General features: G+C 64.3%; 16 protein-coding genes, 1 tRNA gene and 1 pseudogene. 7 read left to right on the top strand and 11 right to left on the bottom strand.

What is annotated here, in order from left to right; genetic code table 11:
• Positions 1 to 6: 6 nt before the first annotated feature.
• The 4 genes from IPF36_RS13400 to IPF36_RS13385 are packed head-to-tail and all read right to left on the bottom strand — an operon-like array spanning position 7 to position 3,542.
• A complete protein-coding gene (locus IPF36_RS13400; protein WP_195428176.1) occupies positions 7 to 612 on the bottom strand; it encodes a membrane integrity-associated transporter subunit PqiC in 606 nt (201 codons plus the stop codon).
• Positions 609 to 2,240, bottom strand: coding sequence for an intermembrane transport protein PqiB (locus IPF36_RS13395; RefSeq protein WP_195428346.1), 1,632 nt, complete (start codon positions 2,238 to 2,240; stop codon positions 609 to 611). Before IPF36_RS13395 ends, IPF36_RS13400 begins: the two co-directional genes overlap by 4 nt.
• On the bottom strand, positions 2,224 to 2,898 hold the full coding sequence (locus tag IPF36_RS13390; protein WP_195428174.1) for a paraquat-inducible protein A: 675 nt from the start codon (positions 2,896 to 2,898) through the stop codon (positions 2,224 to 2,226). The genes IPF36_RS13395 and IPF36_RS13390 overlap by 17 nt, the downstream gene beginning before the upstream one ends.
• A complete protein-coding gene (locus tag IPF36_RS13385) occupies positions 2,895 to 3,542 on the bottom strand; it encodes a paraquat-inducible protein A (protein ID WP_135706230.1) in 648 nt (215 codons plus the stop codon). Before IPF36_RS13385 ends, IPF36_RS13390 begins: the two co-directional genes overlap by 4 nt.
• Before the next feature lie 336 nt (positions 3,543 to 3,878).
• Between IPF36_RS13385 and IPF36_RS13380 the strand changes: the two genes are divergently transcribed.
• A complete protein-coding gene (locus IPF36_RS13380) occupies positions 3,879 to 4,526 on the top strand; it encodes a TetR/AcrR family transcriptional regulator (RefSeq protein WP_135704841.1) in 648 nt (215 codons plus the stop codon).
• Positions 4,527 to 4,535: 9 nt separating this feature from the next.
• Here IPF36_RS13380 and IPF36_RS13375 read toward each other — a convergent pair whose 3' ends face one another.
• A complete protein-coding gene (locus IPF36_RS13375; RefSeq protein WP_195428172.1) occupies positions 4,536 to 5,249 on the bottom strand; it encodes a TetR/AcrR family transcriptional regulator in 714 nt (237 codons plus the stop codon).
• Between the two features lie 339 nt (positions 5,250 to 5,588).
• On the opposite strand from IPF36_RS13375, the gene IPF36_RS13370 reads away from it, so the two are divergent.
• From IPF36_RS13370 to IPF36_RS13355, 4 genes and pseudogenes are all read left to right on the top strand, one after another.
• Positions 5,589 to 6,695: an efflux RND transporter periplasmic adaptor subunit gene (locus IPF36_RS13370; protein ID WP_255519758.1), complete on the top strand. Its 1,107-nt coding sequence runs from the start codon at positions 5,589 to 5,591 to the stop codon at positions 6,693 to 6,695.
• Entirely contained in the window at positions 6,692 to 9,745 is a 3,054-nt protein-coding gene (locus IPF36_RS13365; protein ID WP_195428169.1) for an efflux RND transporter permease subunit, read from the top strand. Before IPF36_RS13370 ends, IPF36_RS13365 begins: the two co-directional genes overlap by 4 nt.
• Positions 9,746 to 9,773: 28 nt before the next feature.
• Positions 9,774 to 11,138, top strand: a complete 1,365-nt coding sequence (locus IPF36_RS13360) for a TolC family outer membrane protein (protein ID WP_255519757.1) — start codon at positions 9,774 to 9,776, stop codon at positions 11,136 to 11,138.
• 12 nt (positions 11,139 to 11,150) lie between these two features.
• Positions 11,151 to 11,483, top strand: a pseudogene (locus IPF36_RS13355) (MgtC/SapB family protein); the annotation flags it as partial.
• Between the two features lie 463 nt (positions 11,484 to 11,946).
• Here IPF36_RS13355 and IPF36_RS13350 read toward each other — a convergent pair.
• From IPF36_RS13350 to pepN, 3 genes are all read right to left on the bottom strand, one after another.
• A tRNA-Thr gene (locus IPF36_RS13350) sits at positions 11,947 to 12,022 on the bottom strand.
• Between the two features lie 182 nt (positions 12,023 to 12,204).
• Complete coding sequence (locus IPF36_RS13345; RefSeq protein ID WP_133094119.1) at positions 12,205 to 13,221, bottom strand: class 1 fructose-bisphosphatase; 1,017 nt, start codon at positions 13,219 to 13,221, stop codon at positions 12,205 to 12,207.
• 96 nt (positions 13,222 to 13,317) lie between these two features.
• Positions 13,318 to 16,032 (bottom strand): aminopeptidase N, encoded by a 2,715-nt coding sequence (gene pepN / locus IPF36_RS13340; protein WP_135704859.1) that lies wholly within the window; start codon positions 16,030 to 16,032, stop codon positions 13,318 to 13,320.
• Positions 16,033 to 16,285: 253 nt separating this feature from the next.
• Here pepN and IPF36_RS13335 point away from each other — a divergent pair, with 253 nt between their 5' ends.
• Together IPF36_RS13335 and IPF36_RS13330 are read left to right on the top strand one after the other, a co-directional pair.
• Positions 16,286 to 16,942 (top strand): DUF4136 domain-containing protein, encoded by a 657-nt coding sequence (locus IPF36_RS13335; RefSeq protein ID WP_255519756.1) that lies wholly within the window; start codon positions 16,286 to 16,288, stop codon positions 16,940 to 16,942.
• Between the two features lie 307 nt (positions 16,943 to 17,249).
• Positions 17,250 to 19,571, top strand: coding sequence for an NADP-dependent malic enzyme (locus IPF36_RS13330; protein WP_133094121.1), 2,322 nt, complete (start codon positions 17,250 to 17,252; stop codon positions 19,569 to 19,571).
• A 120-nt stretch (positions 19,572 to 19,691) separates the two neighbouring features.
• Here IPF36_RS13330 and IPF36_RS13325 read toward each other — a convergent pair whose 3' ends face one another.
• The 3 genes from IPF36_RS13325 to uraD form a co-directional block, all read right to left on the bottom strand.
• Positions 19,692 to 19,937 (bottom strand): hypothetical protein, encoded by a 246-nt coding sequence (locus IPF36_RS13325; protein WP_135704860.1) that lies wholly within the window; start codon positions 19,935 to 19,937, stop codon positions 19,692 to 19,694.
• Between the two features lie 239 nt (positions 19,938 to 20,176).
• Positions 20,177 to 21,244 (bottom strand): porin, encoded by a 1,068-nt coding sequence (locus IPF36_RS13320; protein WP_133094123.1) that lies wholly within the window; start codon positions 21,242 to 21,244, stop codon positions 20,177 to 20,179.
• 185 nt (positions 21,245 to 21,429) lie between these two features.
• Positions 21,430 to 21,948, bottom strand: coding sequence for a 2-oxo-4-hydroxy-4-carboxy-5-ureidoimidazoline decarboxylase (uraD, locus tag IPF36_RS13315; protein ID WP_135704861.1), 519 nt, complete (start codon positions 21,946 to 21,948; stop codon positions 21,430 to 21,432).
• Positions 21,949 to 21,957: the final 9 nt, after the last annotated feature.

Genomic DNA, 21,957 nt, shown 5'->3' with positions numbered 1-21,957 from the left:
TCACGTCTAGCGGTTTAGCGATTGCACGCCAACTGCTATATCGGCCGCGGTTGTCGCGAGGATCTCCCGATATGCTTTCACCACGCCCTCCACCTGCCCGGGCGCGGGCACCTCCGTTTCGGTGCGGCCGCTCAGGACCTTGCCGTCCGGCAGCCGCCGCACGGTCCAGGCGATGGTCGCCGCTGCCCGCTTGCCCACGTCGGCGTCGAGGGCTACCACATCGGTCGTCACACGGAATGCCGGCTGCGTCGCCGACAGGCCGCGCTGGTAGACATCCACCGCATCGAGGCTCGCCTGCAGCTGCTGCGACAGCGCATCGCGCAGTTCGTTGGGTAATGGCGACGTCCAGCGAGAGGTGTCGGAAAGCTTGAGGCCCCCATTGCCGTCACGCACCACCAGCTGAATACGGTTCAGGCGCTCCGGCACGCGCACCGGCGTGACTTCGATCCATAATGGGTCGCCGCTACGGCCGGCTCGCGAGGTACCGGCCGGCGCGGCGTCGGAGGGACTGGCCGCCAGCGTGTAGTAGCGCGCCTCGGGCGACGCGCAGCCGTTTATCAGGGTCGTGGCCGCGGCGGCCAGCGTAAGGAGCATCGTTAGACGTTTCATCATTTCTCTTCCCTCTTGCCTTGCAGGAGCGCTTCGGGATGCCGCTCGAGATAATCGGTGAGCATGCGCAGCGAGACGGCTGTTTGCGTGAGTTCCTGCATCATCCTGCGCGTATCCTGTTGCAGTGATGCGTCGGGCGCCAGCGCGCCATTGGCCGTATCGAGCGTGCGGCGCATATCCTGCAGGGCAGCGACCACCTGCGGAGCCACATCGCCGTTGACCTGTGCCACGAGCTTGTCCGCCTTGACGAGCATCTTGTTCATCGACACCATCGCCGTGCGCGCGTCCTGTCCGATCTGGTCGAACGGCACCTTGCCGATCTTGGTGATGATGTCGCCAAGCTTGGCCTGCAACTCGTCGAAGGTGCCCGGTGTGGTGGGGAGCTCAGGCACCGACGCGTTCAGGTCCAGGTTAACCGGCGAGGACGCTTTCGGAAAGAAATCGAGTGCCACATACATCTGGCCGGTCAGCAGATTGCCGGTGCGCATCTGCGCACGCATGCCGCGCTGTACCATGCTATGCACAATGGCGCGCTTGCGCGCGTCGTCAGCCACGTCCTTCTCGCGCAGACCCATGCGAGACGGATAGAGCTCCACGACCACGGGCATGCGGAAGGCCTTCTTGTCACGCTGGTATTCGATACCGATCGAGCGCACCTGCCCGACGGTCACGCCGCGGAAATCGACCGGCGCACCGGGCGACAGGCCGCGCACGGACTGATCGAAGTTGAGCACTGCCAGCGCGGGAGCGAGCTCGTCCGGTTCCTTCATGGCTTCGGACTGGTCCGCCGCCAGCAGGTACTCGGTGTTCTCGGCGGCCGGGGCATGCGCGGTGGAGTGGTCCGGGGCCTGGAAGGCCACCCCGCCAAGCATCACGGTGGCCAGCGACTGCGTGGACAACTTCAGGCCGTTCGCGTCGAGCTTGAGGTCGACACCGCTGGCGTGCCAGAAGCGTGTGTCGGCGGAAACGAGCTTGTCATAGGGCTTGTTGACGAATACGCGCAGCGATATATCGCGGCCATTCGGTTCGAGCTGGTACGCCACCACGTGGCCGACCCGCACGCGACGATAGTAGACCGGTGAGCCGATGTCGAGCGAGCCCAGGTCCTGCGCACGCAGCACGAACTGCCTGCCGGTAGCGTCGGTGGTGATGACCGGCGGATTTTCGAGCCCGGTGAAGCTGTGCTTCGTCTCGGCCGACTTGCCGGCATCCACGCCGATATATGCGCCCGATAGCAGCGTCTCCAGTCCTGACACGCCGCTCACGGCAAAGCGGGGCCGTACCACCCAGAACCGTGTGTCGGCCACGGCGAAGTTCCTGGCGTCCTTGGTGAGAGCAATCGTCGCGATCACATGCGAACGGTCCGCTGCCAGACGTGCTGTCTTGACCAGTCCGATATCGACGTCCTTGTAGCGCACGGCGGTCTTGCCTGGCGTCAGGCCCTCCGCGGTGCGGAATGTGACGGTGATCTCGGGCCCGCGTGACGCAAGCGTGCTGACCAGCAGCGAGAGTCCGACCACCGCGGCAACGATCGGGACTACCCAGACGAGGGAAGGTAGCCAGCGCGCGCGGGGCTTGCGTCCTGGCGGTGGAATACCGTTTGGGGGAGGATGGTTAGTGTGTTCGGGCATTTTCGGAGTGCTGAAATTCGGTGGGGGAAGGAGAGGTCTCGAGCGCATCCCACAGCAGACGGGGATCAAAGCTCAGTGACGCGAGCATGGTCAGTACGACAACCGAGGCAAAGGCCAGGGCTCCGGCACCGGGCGCAATGGTGGCCAGCGCCCCGGCGCGCACCAGCGATGCCAGCAGTGCCACCACGAAGATGTCGAGCATGGACCACCGGCCGATGACTTCGACCAGGGTGTAGAGGCTGCTCTGCTCGCGGAGGCGCCAGGTCGATCCGCGGCGCACCGATAGCAGCAACAAGGTGAGGATCATCATCTTCAGCAACGGGACGACGATGCTGGCGATCAGCACCACGATTGCCAGCATGTATGAGCCGGACAACCACAGATAGATCACGCCGGACATGATGGTGTCGCGCTGCGTGCCGAAAATTGACTGCGTCACCATGATCGGCAACAGATTGGCCGGGATATACAGTAGGTAGGCAGCCAGCAGGAAGGCCCAGGCGCGCGCCAGGCTGGCCGGCTTGCGATGATGCAGTACGGTGCCGCAGCGCGGACACGGTTCCGCCTCGAGCGTCATCGGACTGAGCCGGTCGCACGTGTGGCACGACAGCAGTCCGCGCGAGGTGGCGGTGGGGAGGGGCGAAAGCGGCTCGGTCATGGCGCGGTATCCCGCGAGCGGGCCGGTACGTCATCTGCATCGTGCACATCGAGGTGGTGCCAGAGTTCACGCGGGTCGAACGACAGGATGACGGCCAGTACAACCACCAGGGCGCCGAACGACCAGAGCGCGACACCAGGCATCACTTGCGCTATGGTCGACAGCTTCACCAGCGTAACCAGCACGCCGATCATGAAGACTTCGATCATGCCCCACGGCCGCGTCCGGCAAATGCCGCGCAAGATGCGCTCGAACCCGGGTGGCGTGCGGTTCTGCGCCATCGACACGAGCAGGTAGCACATCATCAGCAGTTCGGCGAGCGGAAACAGGATGGTCGTGGCGAACACGAGCATCGCCACCGGCGCCATATCGTCCGCGTAGAGTGCCTGTACCGCGCTCCATAGCGTGGTCTCCATGCGCGAGCCCTTGAGGTCCATGGCGACAATCGGGTACGCGTTCGAAACCAGAAGCAGGATCAAGGCAGTCACCACGAGCGGCAGCAAGCGGCGATAGGCTCGCGAACTGTCGCGATACAGCGCGCCGCCGCAGCGCAGGCACGTGGCACGTTCGTCCTGTTTCAGCGCCGCTCGTGTATGGAGTGCGTCGCAATGTTCGCATGCCACCAGCTTGTCCGGATCCTGCATGGCCACTGGCAGCGACGCGTGGTTCTGATGCACTGATGTCCTCGGGAAAATGATTGGGCCTCGTTGCGTGAGGCAAGTAGCGCGTGTGCGCATCGGGATCTTTGATGAGTTCCGTATTCTTCCACATAATGACTTAGATGTCATCATGACATGTTGTATGTTATAAGAAGAGCGCCGGCGCCCGCTGCCGCCAGCATGGCGTACGCCATGCTGGCGGCGTTGAAGCGGCGTATTGATATAATCGCCTCGTCACATAAGGTCCTCTAACTGAAGATGCCTGCCGCTCCTGATCCCAAAGACCATCGCCCTCGCGTTGCCGCAGAACGTCGTGAACGGATGCGCAAACGTCTCATTGAAAGCGCGATGATCGTTTTTGGGCAAAGGGGTGTGGGGGCCAGCGTGATCCCGGAAGTCATCGCGTCTGCTGGCGTCTCGCAAGGTTCCTTCTACAACCATTTCCGTACTAACGAGGATCTGCTGGCGGCTGTCGGTGACGCGCTCAGTCACGACATGGTGCAAATGATTGAGAGCGTGGTCGGCGATATCGAAGACCCGGCGTTGCGGGTTGCAACGGGGATACGCTTATACCTCCACCTTGCGCGCTCCTATCCTGTCGTGGCGCAGTTTCTTTCCGGTACGGGCCTGCTTTTGGTCGGCAGCAAGGGTGCTGCCGTCTACGAATACCTGCCCTCGGATATCAAGGAAGGCCTGAAGAGAGGCACGTTTGACGAGGTTGCGGCCGATGTGGCGTTGGACATGGTGGCCGGCGCCGGGTTGATCGCCGTTCACCGCATGGCCAAGGGAAGAACAGCCAAGGATTATCCGGAACGGATTGTCCGGGCGGTGTTGCAGTCGCTCGGCGTGCCTGCAGCGAGTGCGGTACGGTTGACCTCCCCGCCTTTGCCAAAGCTGGTGGCTCCGCCGGAATCCTTGCTCGAAAAGGCCCAGGAGAAGCTCGCCGCCAAGGCCGAGCCCTCCAACTAGCAGCCAGCGCTATGGCATATCGCTGATCGTTTTCGCGAGCAAGCCATCGAATAGCGCTTCACTCGCATGCAGCGGCGACCTGGATATCGCATCGGCCGCTGATTCCTCCACGCCCAGGGCGCGCAATGCCACGGCAGCGGCGAGCTCCGAAAAATCTTCGCGACATTCGGTCTCAAGCATGCTCTGCATTGCGCTCATTGCGGCTCCGGCAACGATATTGAAGCCGAGGGCGATCGGCATGCGCTTGAAGCGATTGAGCCGAACGCCTTCCTCTATGTCCCTGCGGACAAACTCCAGCATATTCGGCGCCTGGTAGGCCGTCCATCCGAGCCGGCCAAGGATGCCAGCCACCTCCGGCTGGTGTACCGTCAGGATCGACGCCAGCCGTATTCCCCTGGCGATGTGCTCGGCCGGGTCGTCATGGTCGCGCACAATGGGGTCGGCCGCCCGCACCCACTGCTCGGCCATCTTCCCGACAATCTCCTGCACGATCGCGTCGGACGACGGAAAGTACTTGTAGAACGTTCCGCGTGAAACCCCTGCTGCCGAGATGATGTCGTCGATGGACGGCGTCGAGACCCTGTTCTCCAGCATCAGGCGCATCGCACTGTTCAGCAACAGTGAGCGCATACGCTGCCGCCGTTTTGCCGCGACGCGCTGACGGTGGTCGCCAGTCTTCCACGGTTCTGCTTCCGTTGCGAATCGGGTCTGCATCGGGGCCATTGATCTGTTCTCTCCTCATGGTTAATGCGTCGGCGACCCGCGCGCCGGTCTTCCTGCATCTGCAGCCTCCGTCGCATCACTTCGCGTATCGCCATTGTCGTTTTGCGCACGGGCTGTCTTCGTCTCCTGCGCTCCGGGACCTCAAAGGCGACCCGTCCTCACACACACAAAAATACATTGTATGTCATCATGACAAATAAATCATTATGAAGTAGACTTCGGGCTTTCAGGAAGGGCGAAAGCCCGAACAGGCCTGCCGTCAATGAAGCCAGCACGAGTCCGTGGCGTGGATCGCTGATGAATCGCAGGCGAGCGACGGACCTTAGTGGAGCGCAGAAATTGAACAGGAACCTTCGAGCGGCAGCTCTTACCGTCATCGCGGCACATCTGGCCGCGTGCACACCGGGTCCGGAACCCGAACGCAAGGACGTGAGGCCAGTGCGGACAGTGGTCGCCGGGCGCACCGCCGGGTCGGTCGGTGCGACCTATTCAGGCGAGATTCGTGCGCGTTACGAAAGTCAGCTGGGATTCCGCACCAGCGGCAAGATCGTCGCGCGCATGGTGGAAGTCGGCAGCCATGTCAAGCGCGGCCAGCCGTTGTTCCAGCTCGATCCCACGCAAGAAACGTTGCAGGTAGCCGCGGCGGGCGCGGAGGCTGATGCGGCAAGAAGCCGGGTAGCCCAGGCGCGGGTGGACGTTAAGCGTACCGAGCAACTGCTGGCCCAGAACTTTGCTTCGCAAGCCGAGCTGGACCAGCAGCGGCTGGCGCTTAACCAGGCGGAAACACAACTGCGTTCGGCACAGGCGCGTCAGCAGCTGAATGCCAACATGCGCGGATTTACCACGCTCGTAGCCGACCGCGATGGCGTGGTAAGCGCAATCAACGCGGAAGCTGGCCAGGTGGTTTCAGCCGGGCAGACGATCGCCACCGTCGCGGCTGACGGCGAACGCGAGGTTTCAATCAGCATTCCGGAGTCGCGCGTCGACGAGTTGCGCAAGGCGCCGATGCTGACGATTACGGTATGGGCGCAACCGGACAAGTCCTGGACGGGCAAGCTCCGCGAGCTTGCGCCGGACGCGGACAGCGTCACCCGGACGTACTCGGCGCGCATCTCCATTCAGGAGGCGGATCCGGAGCTGCGGTTAGGCATGACAGCGTCGGTGATCGCACCCGACGTGGACGGCAACGGCGTAGTCCGCGTGCCGCTGACCGCCATCGTTGATCATGAACGTGGCCGCCAGGTATGGGTGGTCGACCCGAAGACGTCGCGGGTGATCGCGCGTGAAGTCAGGCTGGGTGCGGCGCAGAACGACAGCGTCCTCGTGGTTGAGGGCCTGGCGGGCGGAGAGACCGTGGTGAGTGCCGGCGTGCACATGCTGCAGGCGGGCCAGCAGGTGAAGGTGGCCGAGGCGGTAACTGTCGCCAGGGCGGGAGGTGTGAAGTGAAAGGGATCAACCTGTCCGAATGGGCACTGAAGCACCAGCAGATGGTGGCGTTTCTGCTGTTGCTGTTGTCAGTGGCCGGTGCGCTGGCATACGGCAGCCTGGGCCAGAAGGAAGACCCCGAGTTCACGATCAAGACCATGGTTGTGCAGGCGTACTGGCCGGGAAGCTCCGCGCAGCAGATGGCCGACCAGGTCACCGACAAGATCGAGCGCAAGCTGCAAGAGGTCGCCGAGATTGACTATACGTCCACCTATGTGAAGCCGGGCGAAACGCAGGTCAAGGTCAACCTGCGCGAGAATGTACCACCGGAGGCCGTACCCGATGTGTGGTACCAGGTCCGCAAGAAGATGGGCGACATCCGGCATACCCTGCCCCAGGGCACGCAGGGCCCGCTCTTCAATGACGAGTTCGGCGACACGTTCGGTAACCTCTATGCCATCACGGGCGATGGCTTCGACTATGACGACCTGAGACGGATCGCGGACGCCGCGCGTAATGAGTTCCTTCGTGTCGACGACGTCAACAAGGTCGACCTGGTAGGCAAGCAGGAACAAAAGATCTATGTGGAAGTCTCCACCGCCAAGCTCGCCTCGCTGGGTATCGACCCGGCACTGATCGCATCGACGCTCGCACAAACCAATGCCGTGACATCCGGCGGAACGGTTCAAACGTCGGCGGAACAAGTACGGCTGGCTGTCAGTGGCGAGTTCGACTCAGTCGAAAAAATTCGCGCCATCGGCATCCGTGCCGGCCAGCGTACCTTCCGCCTTGGCGATATCGCCGACGTCCGCCGCGGCTTTGTGGAGCCCGCCACCTCGAGGATGCGCTTCAACGGCAATGAGGCGATCGGCCTGGCTGTGAGCATGCGCAAGGGCGGCGACGTGATTCGGCTTGGCGCAAAGCTGGACGAAACGATCCAGCGCATCGAGTCCAACCTGCCGGTGGGCGTGCAGATCCACGCGGTCAGCGACCAGCCGCGTATCGTCGAACATTCCGTATTCGAGTTCAAGAAGAGCCTGGCCGAGGCCGTGATCATTGTGCTCGTCGTCAGCTTCCTGTCGCTGGGCTTGCGCACCGGGTTGGTCGTCGCGCTCAGCATCCCGCTGGTGCTGGCCATGACCTTCCTGGCGATGTACGTGATGGGCATCGAGTTGCAGCGCATCTCGCTCGGTGCGCTGATCATCGCGCTAGGTTTGTTGGTGGACGACGCCATCATTGCCGTCGAAATGATGGCGCTGAAGCTGGAGCAGGGCTGGGACAGGTTCCGCGCCGCCACCTACGCCTACACTGCCACGGCTTTCCCGATGCTCACCGGAACGCTGATTACCGCGGCGGGTTTTCTCCCGGTCGGCTTTGCGAAGTCGGGCACGGGCGAATATGTGTACTCCCTGTTCCAGGTGGTGGGTATTTCGCTGGTGCTGTCATGGGTCGTGGCAGTCCTCTTTACGCCTTACATCGGCTTCAAACTCCTGAAGGAGCATGCGCACGCCTCGCATGACGAGGACGCGGTCTACCAGCGCGGCTTCTATGTCAGATTCCGCCGGTTCATCGACTTCTGCCTGAAGCAGCGCGTGTGGGTGCTCGGCATCACGGTTGCTGCGTTCATCGGCTCACTGCTGCTGTTCAAGGCAATACCCCAGCAGTTCTTTCCGGCGTCTGACCGTCCCGAACTCATTGTGGACCTGTGGATGCCGAAGGCTTCGACGTTCGAGGCGAGTCAACGCGAGGTCCAGAAGCTGGAAGGCCTGCTCAAGGGCGATCCGGACATTGCGGCGGTGACCAGCTTTGTTGGCAACGGTGCGCCGCGATTCTACCTGCCCCTCGACGTGCAGACGCCCAATCTGAATCTGGGCGAGATGCTGGTGATGACGAAGGGCGGCGAGGCACGGGAGCGGGTGAAGGAGAAGCTCGAGAAGCTGTTCGACGAAAAATTCCCCAATGTGCGCGGCCGCGTCAATCGACTGGAAAACGGTCCGCCGGTCGGTTACCCGGTGCAGTTCCGAGTGTACGGGCAGGACAACGCCAAAGTACGCGCAATCGGGCAGAAACTGGCCGCAATCATGCGCGAAGAGCCGCACGTGCGCCAGGTCAATCAGGACTGGGGCGAACGCGTCAAGCGCTTGCAGGTCGACGTCGACCAGGACAAGGCGCGTGCACTGGGTGTCAGCTCAGGCCAGATCAAGGAGGCCCTTGAGGCTTCGCTGTCGGGCACGCCAATCACGCAGTACCGCGAGGAAGACCAGGGTATCGATGTGGTGTCGCGCCTCGTCGCGGCGGAACGCACGGACCTGAACAACCTGAAGGACGCAAAGATCTACGTGCGCGACGGCAAGTTCGTGCCGGTCTCGCAGGTGGCCCGACTCACGCTTGACAGCGAGGACAGCGAGCTGTGGCGGCGTAATCGCGTGCCGACGCTGACGGTTCGTGCCGATATCGCGGGGGCGCAGGCACCCGACGTCACGCGTGCACTGCAGCCGAAGATCGACGCACTGGAAAAAGAACTTCCGCTCGGCTACGGCATCGAGATCGGTGGCGCTTACGAATCGAGTGCGAAGGCTCAGGCTTCTGTTTTCGCGGTGATGCCTGTGACGATCATCGTGGTGCTCCTGCTGCTGATGATTCAATTGCAGGATATGAGAAAGATGGCGATGGTCTTGCTGACAGCGCCGCTCGGATTGATCGGTGTCAGCATCATCATGGCCGCGTTCCGGATTCCATTTGGTTTTGTCGCCATGCTAGGCGTTATCGCCCTCGCCGGAATGATCATCCGCAACTCGGTGATTCTGGTCGTGCAGATCGACCAGGACGTGGCCGCGGGTGTCCCATTGTGGACGGCCATCGTGGAGGCGGCGGTCCGACGGCTACGCCCGATCGTGCTGACTGCCCTGGCGGCGATCCTGGCGATGGTGCCGCTTACCCATTCCGTGTTCTGGGGTCCCATGGCGTGGGCAATCATGGGTGGGCTCGCCGTTGCCACGGTGCTGACCCTCGTCTTCCTTCCTGCCCTGTATGCGACCTGGTACCGCGCAAAGCGTCCTGCGACCGTCTGATCGCAATGTGACGATGAGAGTGATTTCGATGAAAAGATTGAGTATGGCCCTGCGGGCCGCGCAAGTGGCTTTGGGCTGCATGCTGTTCCTAAACGCCGGAGAGTCGGGCGCTATCGATCTCGTGACGGCCTATCAGCAAGCATTGGCGCATGATCCGACGAGCCTCGCTGCAAACGATGCGCTCACGGCGGGGAGGGAAAAGGCAGTGCAGGGCGACGCCTTGCTGCGTCCCCGCGTAAACCTCCAGGCGGCACTGGACAGGATCAACAATCGTTCGTCTGGCAACCAGCCGGTCGACGGCGCGCCGCTGGTAGCCAGCGATAGCTCGGGAACGTCGCGGCAGGCCGGCGTGGTGCTGGTTCAGCCGCTGTACGACAGGACCGCGGTAGCAACGAGGAAGCAGTTCCGCGAGCAGTCAAACCTGGCGCAGACGCAGTTCGACCAGTCTCGCCAAGACCTGGCCCTGCGGGTGGCAGAGGCATACTTCGGCGTGGTGTTGGGCGAGGAAACGCTGCGTGTGGTGCAAGCCGAGAAGGCGGCCTTGCGGCAGCAACGCGACCGCGCCAAGGCCCGCTTCGACGTCGGCCAGGGCAAGATCACCGATCTTCATGAAGCCCAGGCGCGCCTGGATGGGGTGGAGAGTCGCGAAGTTACGGCGCAGTCCGCGCTGGAGCAACGACGCACGCGATTCCAGGAAACCGTCGGCATGCCGCCCGATCACCTCAGCGCGCTGGCGCCCGGTTTCGCGCCGCGGCCGCCGGAACCGGACAATCTCACGGCGTGGCAGGCAAGGGGGGAAGAGCAGAGCTACCTGGTGAAGACCAGGCAGTCGGAGCTCGACATTGCCGGCATGGAGATCGACAAGTACCGCGTCAGCAGCCGCCCGACCGTTGCGCTGGTGGCACGTTATGGCGCACAAGGGCAGAGCGGCAACCTGGCTCCCTGGGTTGCACCCAGCAACACCCGCACCGCGACGGTCGGCTTGCAGCTCAACATTCCGCTGTACGCGGGCGGCGGTCTGGATTCGCGCGAGCGGGAGTCCGTTGCGAGGAAGAGCCAGGCGGAGCAGGAGCTTGCCGCCGCCCGGCGCGACGTGCGCCTGAAGGTGCAGGATGGATTCCTCTCGGTGAAAACGGGCGTGTCGCGCGTCGCCGCACTCGAGCAGTCGCTGACTTCGGCGCGTAGCGCGCTCGCGGCGACGACGCTTGGCCGTGACGTGGGAACCCGTACGGAACCCGACGTGCTGGACGCGCAGCAGCGCGTGTTCGCCGCCGAGCTTGACGTGGTCCAGGCACGCCTGGACTACCTCCTGGGCCGTCTGCGTCTTGCCGCCGCGGCCGGCGAGCTGAGCGAGGAAACCTTGCGCTCGCTGAATGCCTGGCTCGCATCCTGATCGCGAAACCCCATGATCGGAGATCTGCAGCACTATTGGAGCGGTAGCTTTCTCGCCGCCAACGCGTTCATCGGATTGAACCTGGCGGGCGCGTTGCTGCTGGGAATGCTGGTTGGCTACGAGCGCTCGTACAACGGCCGGGCCGCTGGCATGCGCACTTACGGCCTCGTGTGCATGGCGTCGACGGCATTGACGGTGTTCGTCGGCTACCCGGCGCTGTGGTACGGCGGTGCTGCAGCGCACGCCCAGGCAGACCCGACACGTATTGTGCAGGGGGTCGTCACCGGCGTCGGCTTCCTTTGCGCGGGGGGCATCATGAAGGACGGCATGACCATCCGGGGCCTCTGCGTCATGCGCCTAACCTCGCCCTCCATATGCGGAGCACGTTAAGCTGGACGCTCTGGTTTCTTGGTTTTCCGGACCAGGCGTGCGTGCGCAGCGAGAAAGCGCTGGCGCTGGCCAGCAAGGCCTCTGATCCGTTCGCCCTTGCCATGAGCCTGATCTTCGCGGCCGAACTGCACCATCCTGGCCGGTATTCATGACACCTTCACCGAAGGGTTCGATACCGTTGACTGGCAAGATGCCAAAGTACTGTTGGAAGAGACCTGACGTAAGCGGCCAGAGCCGGCTCGTGGAGGCGTCGGTCGACGACAAGTGGCTGGCTTTGGGTGGCCACGCACGTTCTTGCCGATGCCACGCCCTCGGCATCGGCTTCAGGCAGCGCAGAATAACCGCAGCCTGCTGGCTACACGCTGCCCAGAAACAACAAAGCCCAACCGGGCGGGCTGGGCTAAGTGCTTGATTTGATTGGTGCCGAAGAGAGGAATCGAACCCCCGACCTTCTCATTACGAATGAGCTGCTCTACCGACTGAGCTACTTCGGCAACAAGTTCCGGTGAACTGGAACAGCCCGCAATACTAGCAGTGTTTTTACGGCTTGGGAAGCCCTTTGTGTCGCCTGTGTCATCCGCCGTCTACCGTCCAGGCGGCGCCTGCTCCGCTTGCGGGAGGCGGATGAAAAACGGGGCGCCAGCTGGCGCCCCGTCTTGTTGCCGGGTGGCGAGGCTCAGGCCTTGCCTTCGGCTTCGTGATGGTAGCGGGTGACGCGTTCCACTTCGTTCTTCGAGCCCAGGATCACCGACACGCGCTGGTGCAGCTTTTCCGGCTGCACGTCCATGAGGCGGATCTGGCCGTTGGTGGCGGCACCGCCAGCCTGCTCGACCAGCATCGCCATCGGGTTGGCTTCATACATCAGGCGCAGCTTGCCGGCCTTTTCCGGCTCGCGCTTGTCCCACGGATACATGAACACGCCACCGCGGGTCAGGATGCGGTGCACGTCGGCGACCATCGAGGCGATCCAGCGCATGTTGAAGTTCTTGCCGCGCGGGCCTTCGTCGCCGGCCAGGCATTCGTCGATGTACTTGCGCACTGGCGGGGCCCAGTGGCGCATGTTCGACATGTTGATGGCGAATTCCTTGGTGTCTTCCGGAATCATCAGGTTGGACTGCGTCAGCACGAAGCTGCCGGCCTCGCGGTCCAGCGTGAACACGTGCACGCCGTTGCCGACGGTCAGCACCAGCGTGGTCTGCGGACCGTACACGGCGTAGCCGGCGGCGACCTGGTGGGTGCCCGGCTGCAGGAAGTCGGCCTCGGTCACGGTCTGGCCGGGCTTGGGCATGTGCAGCACCGAGAAGATGGTGCCGATCGACACGTTGACGTCGATGTTGGACGAGCCGTCGAGCGGATCGAACAGCAGCAGGTATTCGCCCTTCGGATAGCGGTTGGGAATCTCGTAGAACGATTCCATTTCCTCCGACGCCATCGCGGCGAGGTGGCCGCCCCACTCGTTGGCGTCGAGCAGCACTTCATTGGCGATCACGTCCAGCTTCTGCTGGGTTTCGCCCTGCACGTTGCCGGTGCCGGCCGAGCCGAGCACGCCGGCGAGCGCGCCCTTGTTGACGGCGTTGGAAATGGCCTTGCAGGCGCGCGCGACCACTTCGATCAGCAGCCGCAGTTCGGGCTGGATCGTGTTGTGCTTGCGCTGCTCCTCGACCAGGTAGCGGGTGAGGCTGATGCGAGTCATGGTTGGTTCTCCTTGGATGGCCGCAATTCTACATGCCCGGCCGGCCCTGGCCGGGCAAAGGGGGCGTTGCGGGGCCTCCCTGACATACTCCGTGGTTCAGGCGGCCAGCGCCTTGCCGACGATCTCCCGGACGTCGCGCGACAGCGTGGTGCTGGCGGCGACGCGCTCCAGTTCGGCGCGCATGCGGTCGCGCAGCGTCAGCTCGTATTTCTGCCAGCGGTCCATCACCCGCGCCAGCCGTGCGGCCACCTGCGGGTTGATGGCGTCGAGCGCCAGTACCTGGTCGGCCCAGAAGCGGTAGCCCGAGCCGTCCTCGGCATGGAACTGCGCCGGGTTGCCGGAGCAGAAGCTGAAAATCAGCGAGCGCGCGCGGTTGGGGTTGCGCAGGTTGAACGCCGGATGCTCCATCAGCCTGAGCACGGTGTCGATGGTGCGCTTGCCGGCGTGCGGACCGCCCGGCTGTTTCCCCACGCTGCCGCGCTGCATGCCCTGCAGCGAGAACCATTTGTCGATCACCAGCGGGTCGTCCTCGAAGCGCTCGTAGAAATCGGTGAGGGCATGCTCGCGCCCGGGCGCGAAGCTGTTGACCAGCGCCGACAGCGCGGCGAAGCGGTCGGTCATGTTGTCGGCGGCCTGGTACTGCTGGTCGGCCAGCGCGTGCATGTCGGCGTCGCCGCTGTCGGCCAAATAGCCGAGCGCCAGGTTGCGCAGCGCGCGCCTGGCGGCGGAGGCAGCATCCGGCGAGTAGGGGCCGGGCGTGGCGTTGGCCTCGTAGGCGGCCAGCCAGTCGGCCTTGAGCGCGCGGGCCAGGCCTTCGCGCATGAACTGGCGGGCGCGGTGGATGGCGGCCGGATCGGCCACGCCCATGCGCTCGGCCAGGTAGGCCTCGGCGGGCAGCACCAGCGCCTGCTCGCGGAAGGCGGGGTTGAGCGTGTCGTCGGTCAGCACCGCGCGCATGGCCTGCACCAGCGCCGGGTCGAGCCTGAGCTCGCGGCCGGCCTGCACGTCGGCGACCAGCTGCAGCAGCGCGCGCGTGGCCAGGCGCTGGCCGGCTTCCCAGCGGTTGAAGGCGTCGCTGTCGTGCGCCAGCAGGAAGGTCAGCTGCGCGTCGGTGTACTCGGCATCGACGATCACCGGTGCGGAGAAATTGCGCAGCAGCGAGGGCAGCGGCGCTTCGGTCCCGCGCGGGAGGTTGATGAAGCGGAAGGTCTGCTCGGCCTGCGTGAAGTCGAGCACGCGAGTGGTCGCGCCGGGCGCGCCTTCGCCCTCGAGCTGCAGCGGCAGGTCCTTGCCGTCGGCGCCGAGCAGGCCGAGCGCGAACGGGATGTGGAAGGGCTGCTTCTCGGGCGTGCCGGCGCGGGTCTCGATGCCGACCTTGGGGCAGCGCTGCGTCAGCGTCAGCGCCAGGCTGCCGTCGTCGGCGTTCCACGCGGTGCGCGCGGTCACCACCGGCGTGCCGGCCTGGCTGTACCACAGGCCGAACTGCGCCAGGTCACGGCCATTGGCATCGGCCATCGCCGCACGGAAGTCGTCGCAGGTGACGGCCTGGCCGTCGTGGCGCTGGAAGTACAGGTCCATGCCCTTGCGGAAGCCGTCGCGGCCCAGCAAGGTCTGGTACATGCGCACAACCTCGGCGCCTTTCTCGTACACCGTGACGGTGTAGAAGTTGTTGATCTCTTCGTAGCTGTCGGGGCGAACCGGGTGTGCCATCGGACCGGCGTCCTCGGGGAACTGCACCTGGCGCAGCACGCGCACGTCCTCGATGCGCTTGACCGCGCGGCCCGATTCCGAGCCCATCATGTCGGCGGAGAATTCCTGGTCGCGGAACACGGTCAGGCCTTCCTTCAGCGACAGCTGGAACCAGTCGCGGCAGGTCACGCGGTTGCCGGTCCAGTTGTGGAAGTATTCGTGGCCGACCACCGCCTCGATATTGGCGAAGTCCGTGTCGGTGGCGGTTTCCGCATTGGCCAGCACGTACTTGGTGTTGAAGATGTTCAGGCCCTTGTTCTCCATCGCGCCCATGTTGAAGTCGCCGACGGCGACGATCATGAAGCGGTCGAGATCGAGTTCCAGCCCGAAGCGCTGTTCATCCCAGCGGATCGAATGCACCAGCGAGTCCATCGCGTGGCGGGTCTTGTCCAGGTCGCGCGCCTCGACCCAGACCTGCAGCAGCTTGTCCTTGCCGGAGGCGGACTGGATCCGCTCCTCGATGCATTCCAGCTTGCCGGCCACCAGCGCGAACAGGTACGACGGCTTGCGGAACGGGTCTTCCCACACGGCTTCGTGGCGGCCGTCGGGCAGGTCCTGCTTGCTGACCAGGTTGCCGTTGGACAGCAGCACCGGGTAGGCGTCGCGACGGGCGCGCAGCGTGACGCGGAAGGTCGCCATCACGTCCGGGCGGTCGAGGAAGTAGGTGATGCGGCGGAAGCCCTCGGCCTCGCACTGGGTGAAGAAGTTGCCGTTGGACACGTACAGGCCCGACAGCGTGGTATTGGCCGCGGGCTGGCACGCGGTCGTGATCTCGAGCGAGCCTTGCGCGGGCAGCCCCGGGATGGTCAGCGTGCCGGCGTCCTGGGTGGCGTTGGCCACCGGCTTGCCGTCCAGGCTGACGCCGACCAGTTCGAGTTCGTCGCCGCACAGCACCAGCGGCGCGTCGGCGGCCCCGCCGGGCTGGCGCGCGAAACGCAGCGTGCTGGTGACGACGGTGCGCTGGGGATCGAGATCGAGCACCAGGTCGGCATGGTCGATGGCGAACGGGGGCGCGGTATAGTCCTTGCGATAGACGGTAACGGGCGTGTCGGTGCGCAGCATGGAGGGATCCTGTCTTCGGAAGACCGTTGGGGAGGGTGCCATGCGCGTGCGGGCGAAGCATGGCGCCGAAGTCCTCATTGTAGCCAAGGGGGTGGGGGTTCATTGTCAGCAGCCGCGCCCGGGCAAGCGGGAATTCCGCCGGCGCCGCGTGGTCTCAGCGACACGCAGGACGATTTTGAGAGTGGAAAGCGAGGTAGCTATGTGGCGGCGCTCAGGCGGTGTCGGCGATGAAAAAAGAAAAAATGCCTGGTCCATGGGAATCCCGGGCCTCTGGGCGCTGGCGCTACTGGCGCTGCTGCTGTCGGGCTGCGCCAGTACCGTGGTGACCGATGTCACCGCTTTCCGGCAGCCCGGCTGGCAGAACGATGCGCCGCGCACCTACAGCTTCGAGCGCACGCCGGAGCAGGCGGGCCAGCTGGACCGCCAGACCTACGAGCAATGGCTGGCCGAGGCGCTGTACGACGCCGGCTACGAACAGGTGCCGGAGAAGCAGGCGCGCTACCGCATCAGCATGGATTACGACGCCGCGCCCGGCATCGTGCGCGTGGCCGAGACGGTCTATCCCGATCCCTGGTATGGCCCGTGGGGGCCCTATTGGGGGCCGTACTGGGGGCCCGGCTATTACCGCCCGTGGGGTCCATGGGGGCCGTGGGGCCCGTGGGGACCGGGCTACTGGCCGCCGCAGACGGTGGTGCGCGACGTGCCGGTGCTGTTCTCTAACCTGCGCGTCTATTTCAGGGACGCTGCCAGCGGCAAGCGGGTCTACCAGGTCACGGCGCAGAACCAGACCGAGAACGGCAGCCTGCCGGCGACGATGCCATACCTGATCCGCAGCGCCTTCGCGGACTTTCCGGGGGACAGCGGGCGGCCGCGGCGGGTCACGCTGGAAGTCGAAAAGCCGCAGAAATAGCGCAAAAACCGAGCTGCGTGCAATTGCGTGCAGAGGCATGCTTCTGCACGTTCATTGCATACCCATTGGTAAAAGCTGTTTAACTGGAACATTCCGACCAAAAAACGGCTTCCGGACTGGCTTTGGTGGCACTTTGCACGAAGCCGTGGGCTAGAATGACTGCTCGATTTTTCCGAGCCTTCGTGGTCGGGATCGTCAGTTTCGCTGCCAGATGTTTTTTCGCTTCCGGTCCTTCTCCCGATTGCGGCCGATACGAATCATGGCGGGAGAAGGGCGCTTCCGGCCGGGCCATTTTCCGGACGAGCCAATGAGCAGCCAGAACAGCGGTGATGCACCGCAACATGCCCCGAACAGTCCTGAAGCGCAACTGCGCCTCGCTGCACTGGAATACCACCGCAGTCCCACCAAGGGAAAGATCCAGGTAACGGCGACCAAGGCGCTGTCCAACCAGCGCGACCTGTCGCTGGCCTACTCGCCGGGCGTCGCGTACGCCTGCGAGGAAATCGCCAAGGATCCCGCTACCGCCGCCGAATACACCTCGCGCGCCAACCTGGTGGCCGTGGTGACCAACGGCACCGCCGTGCTGGGCCTGGGCGACATCGGCCCGCTGGCCGGCAAGCCGGTGATGGAGGGCAAGGGCTGCCTGTTCAAGAAGTTCGCCGGCATCGACGTGTTCGACATCGAGCTGGATGCACGCGACCCGGACAAGATCGTCGAGATCGTCGCCGCGCTGGAACCCACGCTTGGCGGCGTGAACCTGGAAGACATCAAGGCGCCGGAATGCTTCTATATCGAGCAGAAGCTGCGCGAGCGCATGAACATCCCCGTCTTCCATGATGACCAGCACGGCACGGCCATCATTTCGACGGCGGCGCTGCTCAATGGCCTGAAGGTGGTGGGCAAGGACGTCGGCACCGTGAAGATGGCGGTGTCGGGCGCCGGCGCCGCGGCGATCGCCTGCCTTGACACCATGGTCAGCCTTGGCGTGAAGCGCGAGAACATCTCCGTGGTGGACTCCAAGGGCGTGATCTACGTTGGCCGCGACGCCAACATGGAAGCCAACAAGGCCCGCTACGCGCAGGACACCTCGGCGCGCACGCTGGCTGACATCGTCAAGGGCGCGGACGTCTTCCTGGGCTGCTCGACCGCCGGCGTGCTGACCGGCGACATGGTCAAGACCATGGCCGACAAGCCCATCATCCTGGCGCTGGCCAACCCCGAGCCGGAAATCCGCCCGGAAGTGGCCAAGGCCGCGCGCCCGGACTGCATCATCGCGACCGGCCGTTCGGACTATCCGAACCAGGTCAACAACGTGCTGTGCTTCCCGTATATCTTCCGCGGCGCGCTCGATTGCGGCGCGACCAAGATCACGGAAGCGATGAAGCTGGCCTGCGTGAAGGCGATCGCCGATCTGGCCGAAGCCGAGCTGAACGAGGCCGTGGCCGCCGCCTACGGTGGCCGCGAGCTGAAGTTCGGCCCCGACTACATCATCCCGACGCCGTTCGACCAGCGCCTGATCGAGAAGATCGCGCCGGCGGTGGCCAAGGCCGCTGAAGAGTCCGGCGTGGCCACGCGTCCGATCCAGGATCTGGAAGCCTATCGCCAGCAGCTGTCGACCTACGTCTACCACACCGGCCTGATCATGAAGCCGGTGTTCTCGGCCGCCAAGGCCGCGCCCAAGCGCGTCGCCTATGCCGAGGGCGAGGAGGAGCGCGTGCTGCGCGCGGTGCAGGGCGTGGTCGACGAAGGGCTGGCACGCCCGACCCTGATCGGCCGTCCGCACGTGATCCAGATGCGCATCGAGAAGGCCGGCCTGCGCCTGAAGCCGGGCGTGGACTTCGATCTGGTCAACCCGGAAGAAGACCCGCGCTACCGCGCCTACCACGAGGCCTACCACGCGCTGCGCGGCCGCGACGGCGTCACGCCGGACATGGCCAAGGTGGCGCTGCGCCGCTCCAACACGCTGATCGGCACCATGCTGATGCACATGGGCGACGCCGACGCGCTGCTGTGCGGCACCGTCGGCCGCTTCGAGGCGCACCTGGAGCATGTGCGCGACGTGATCGGCCTGGCGCCGGGTGCCAGGGTGTTCGCCGCGATGAACGCGCTGATGCTTGAAAAGCATACGCTGTTCATCACCGACACCTTCGTCAATGACGATCCCACCGCCGAGGAACTGGCCGCGATCGCGCAGCTGGCCGCCGAGGAGATCAGGCGCTTCGGGCTGCATCCCAAGGCCGCGCTGATGTCGCACTCGATGTTCGGTTCTTCGACCCGCCCGTCGGCGCGCAAGATGCGCGAGGCTGCCGCGATCCTGGCCAAGGCGGCACCGCACCTGGAAGTGGAAGGCGAGATGCAAGGCGATGCCGCCCTGGACGAAGACGTGCGCCGCCACTTCCTGCCGTCGACCCAGCTGGCCGGCAGCGCCAACCTGCTGGTGATGCCGACGCTGGACGCCGCCAATATCGCGTTCAACCTGCTCAAGATCACGGGCGGGCAGGGCGTGACCGTGGGCCCGATCCTGCTGGGCGCGGCCAAGCCGGTGCACATCCTGAACCCGCAGGCGACCACGCGCCGCATCGTCAACATGACGGCGGTGGCGGTGGCGGAGTGCAATGCTATCCGCTGATGCGCTGAGAAGGTAGCTGCTGGCGTTGCGCCAGGATGAAAAAGCCGGGCCATCTGACCCGGCTTTTTGTTTATGCTGCCTTGCCGCACGACACGTGCGGCAAGGCATTCGGTGCGGTGGCTACTGCAGCACGTTGTAATGCTCGCGCATGACCACGATGATGGACTTGGCCGCGGCCAGCTGGCTGTCGAGGTTTTCGACGTATTCCTGTCGAAAATCGACCTCGGCGCTCCAGTTGCATCCGGTATGGTCAGGCTGGTGCATTCGCACCGCGTGCAGCTCGCATTCGCCGCACTCGGGGTTGTTGTCGAGGCACTGGTTCAGGATGGCCATCAGTTCGGATCGCGTCTTCGCATTTCGCCGCATGAGTCACCTCTCTAGGATCGAGTTTTGAGGCCTGGAACACCAATCTAGGTAGCGCAAGAGGGCGCTTCCAATTGAATCCCCCTATGGAGCGAAGGTTTCCGATCCGAGTACAGGCTTGGCATCTAATGGCGCAGCGCAGCATTCCGTGAGGCTTTCCTGCCGGAAGTGATTGGTGCAGGTGCAATAAAAAGCCCGCCGGAAGGGCGGGCATCAGGACTGCCGGTGCGGCGATTACGCCATCAGAACTTGTGGCGCACGCCCACGCCGAAGGTATCGCCGTGCTCGATGCCGGTGATCTTGTCGTAGTAATAGGCGGCGTACACGTCGGTACGCTTGGACAGGTTGTAGTCGTAGGCGACCGCGAAGGTGTTGCGCTTGAAGTCGCCCAGCGAGTTGTCGACCTTGCCGTATGCGTAGGAGGCCAGCAGGCTGCCGGCGCCGATGGGTACGGAGGCACCAAACTGGCCGTCGATGTGCTTGGTGTCGCCCGACGGCGCGGTGGTGGCGCGGGTCTTGATGTACTGGCCCTGCGCGAACAGCTTGACCACGTTGAAGTCGTAGGACAGGCCGATCTGGGCGGCGTCCTGGCGCGACAGGCCGGCATTGGACAGGTCGGTCGGCACGTTGTCGAAGCGCACCTGCTGGTAGGCAACGGTGGCCGCGAACGGGCCGCTGAAGTACATCAGGTTGCCGCCCCACTTGTTCTTGCCGGCGGCGCCGGCTTGCTCGCCGAAGGCATAGATGAAGTTGGCGGTCAGGCCGCCGAAATTCGGCGTTGAGTACAGCACTGAGTTGTTCCAGCCCGAGTCGCCGATGACGCCCGGATCCACCACCGCGCCGCTGGTCGCGCCGAAGTAGGTGTGGAAGATCGTCGGCGAGAACACGTACGAGTCGATCAGCGGGTTGAACAGGATGGTCGACACGAAGTATGGCGTGGTGTTGCGGCCCAGCTTGATGGTGCCGGCCTTGTCGTTCTGCAGGCCGACAAAGGCGTTGCGGCTGAACATCGAGTCGCCGTTGAAGCGCCCGCTGTTGCCGCTGTCGGTACGGAAGAAGCCGTTCAGGTCGAAGATGGCCTTGGTGCCGCCACCCAGGTCCTCGGTGCCCTTGATACCCCAGTAAGACGTCTGCATCCCGCCCGAATTGGCGACCCATGCGCGCTCGCCCACACCCGGGCTCTTGACCGCACCGACGAACATGTCGGCCTGGCCGTACAGCGTCACGCTGGACTGGGCCATGGCCGTGCCGGAAAGAAGGGTAGCCGCTACCGCTGCCAGCTTCATTGCCGGCTTGTACTGCTTCTGCATGTTTAGACCTCCGTGGTTTCTGGATCCTGCTTGGAACGTTGTGTACTGGGTCCCTGTCGGGTTCTTTTAATGTCTTTGTGCTTTTATTCGTGCCGCCTGGCTTTGGCTCGGTGTGGTGTGGTGTTGCTTGGGGACCGGCGGCATCGGGTACAGCGTTTTTTGTTATACAGGTGACGCTTTTTTTCTCAGGCGGATACTAAGTCGTCAAGACGGAACTGCGCAATGCGATGGATCTGGTTGATGCAAGTTTGCAACTCGTCTTTCGGCGAGTTTTCTACGCGGCGCGCGAACTCCGCGATGATCCCGTGGCGGTCGTAGCCACGCACGGCGAGGATGAACGGAAAGCCGAACTTCTGGTTGTATGCGGCGTTGAGCGCCTGCAGGCGATCGAACTCTTCCGGCGTGCACAGGTTCAGGCCGGCGCCGCTTTGCTCGCGCGTGGACTCGGCAGTCAGCTCGCCGCGCACCGCGGCCTTGCCGGCAAGCTCGGGGTGGGCGCGCACCAGCTTCAGCTGCGCGGCCTCGCCGGCTTCATCCACGGCGCTGCGCAGCGCCTGCGCCAGCGCGGCGGCATCGGCAAAGGGGCGTTGCGCGGCGGCGGCCTCGGCGAACCACGGCGAATGTTCATAGATGCCGCCCAGCACCTGCACGAATTCCGCGACAGGCATGGTGTTGAGTTGGGCGAGGGTGTAGGTGTGGCTCATGCTGGATCC

The sequence above is a fragment of the Cupriavidus sp. IK-TO18 genome (assembly GCF_015549295.1).
GTDB lineage: Bacteria > Pseudomonadota > Gammaproteobacteria > Burkholderiales > Burkholderiaceae > Cupriavidus > Cupriavidus oxalaticus_A.
Note: the sequence above shows the minus strand (reverse complement) of the source record. Positions and strands in the feature narration are given on the sequence as shown.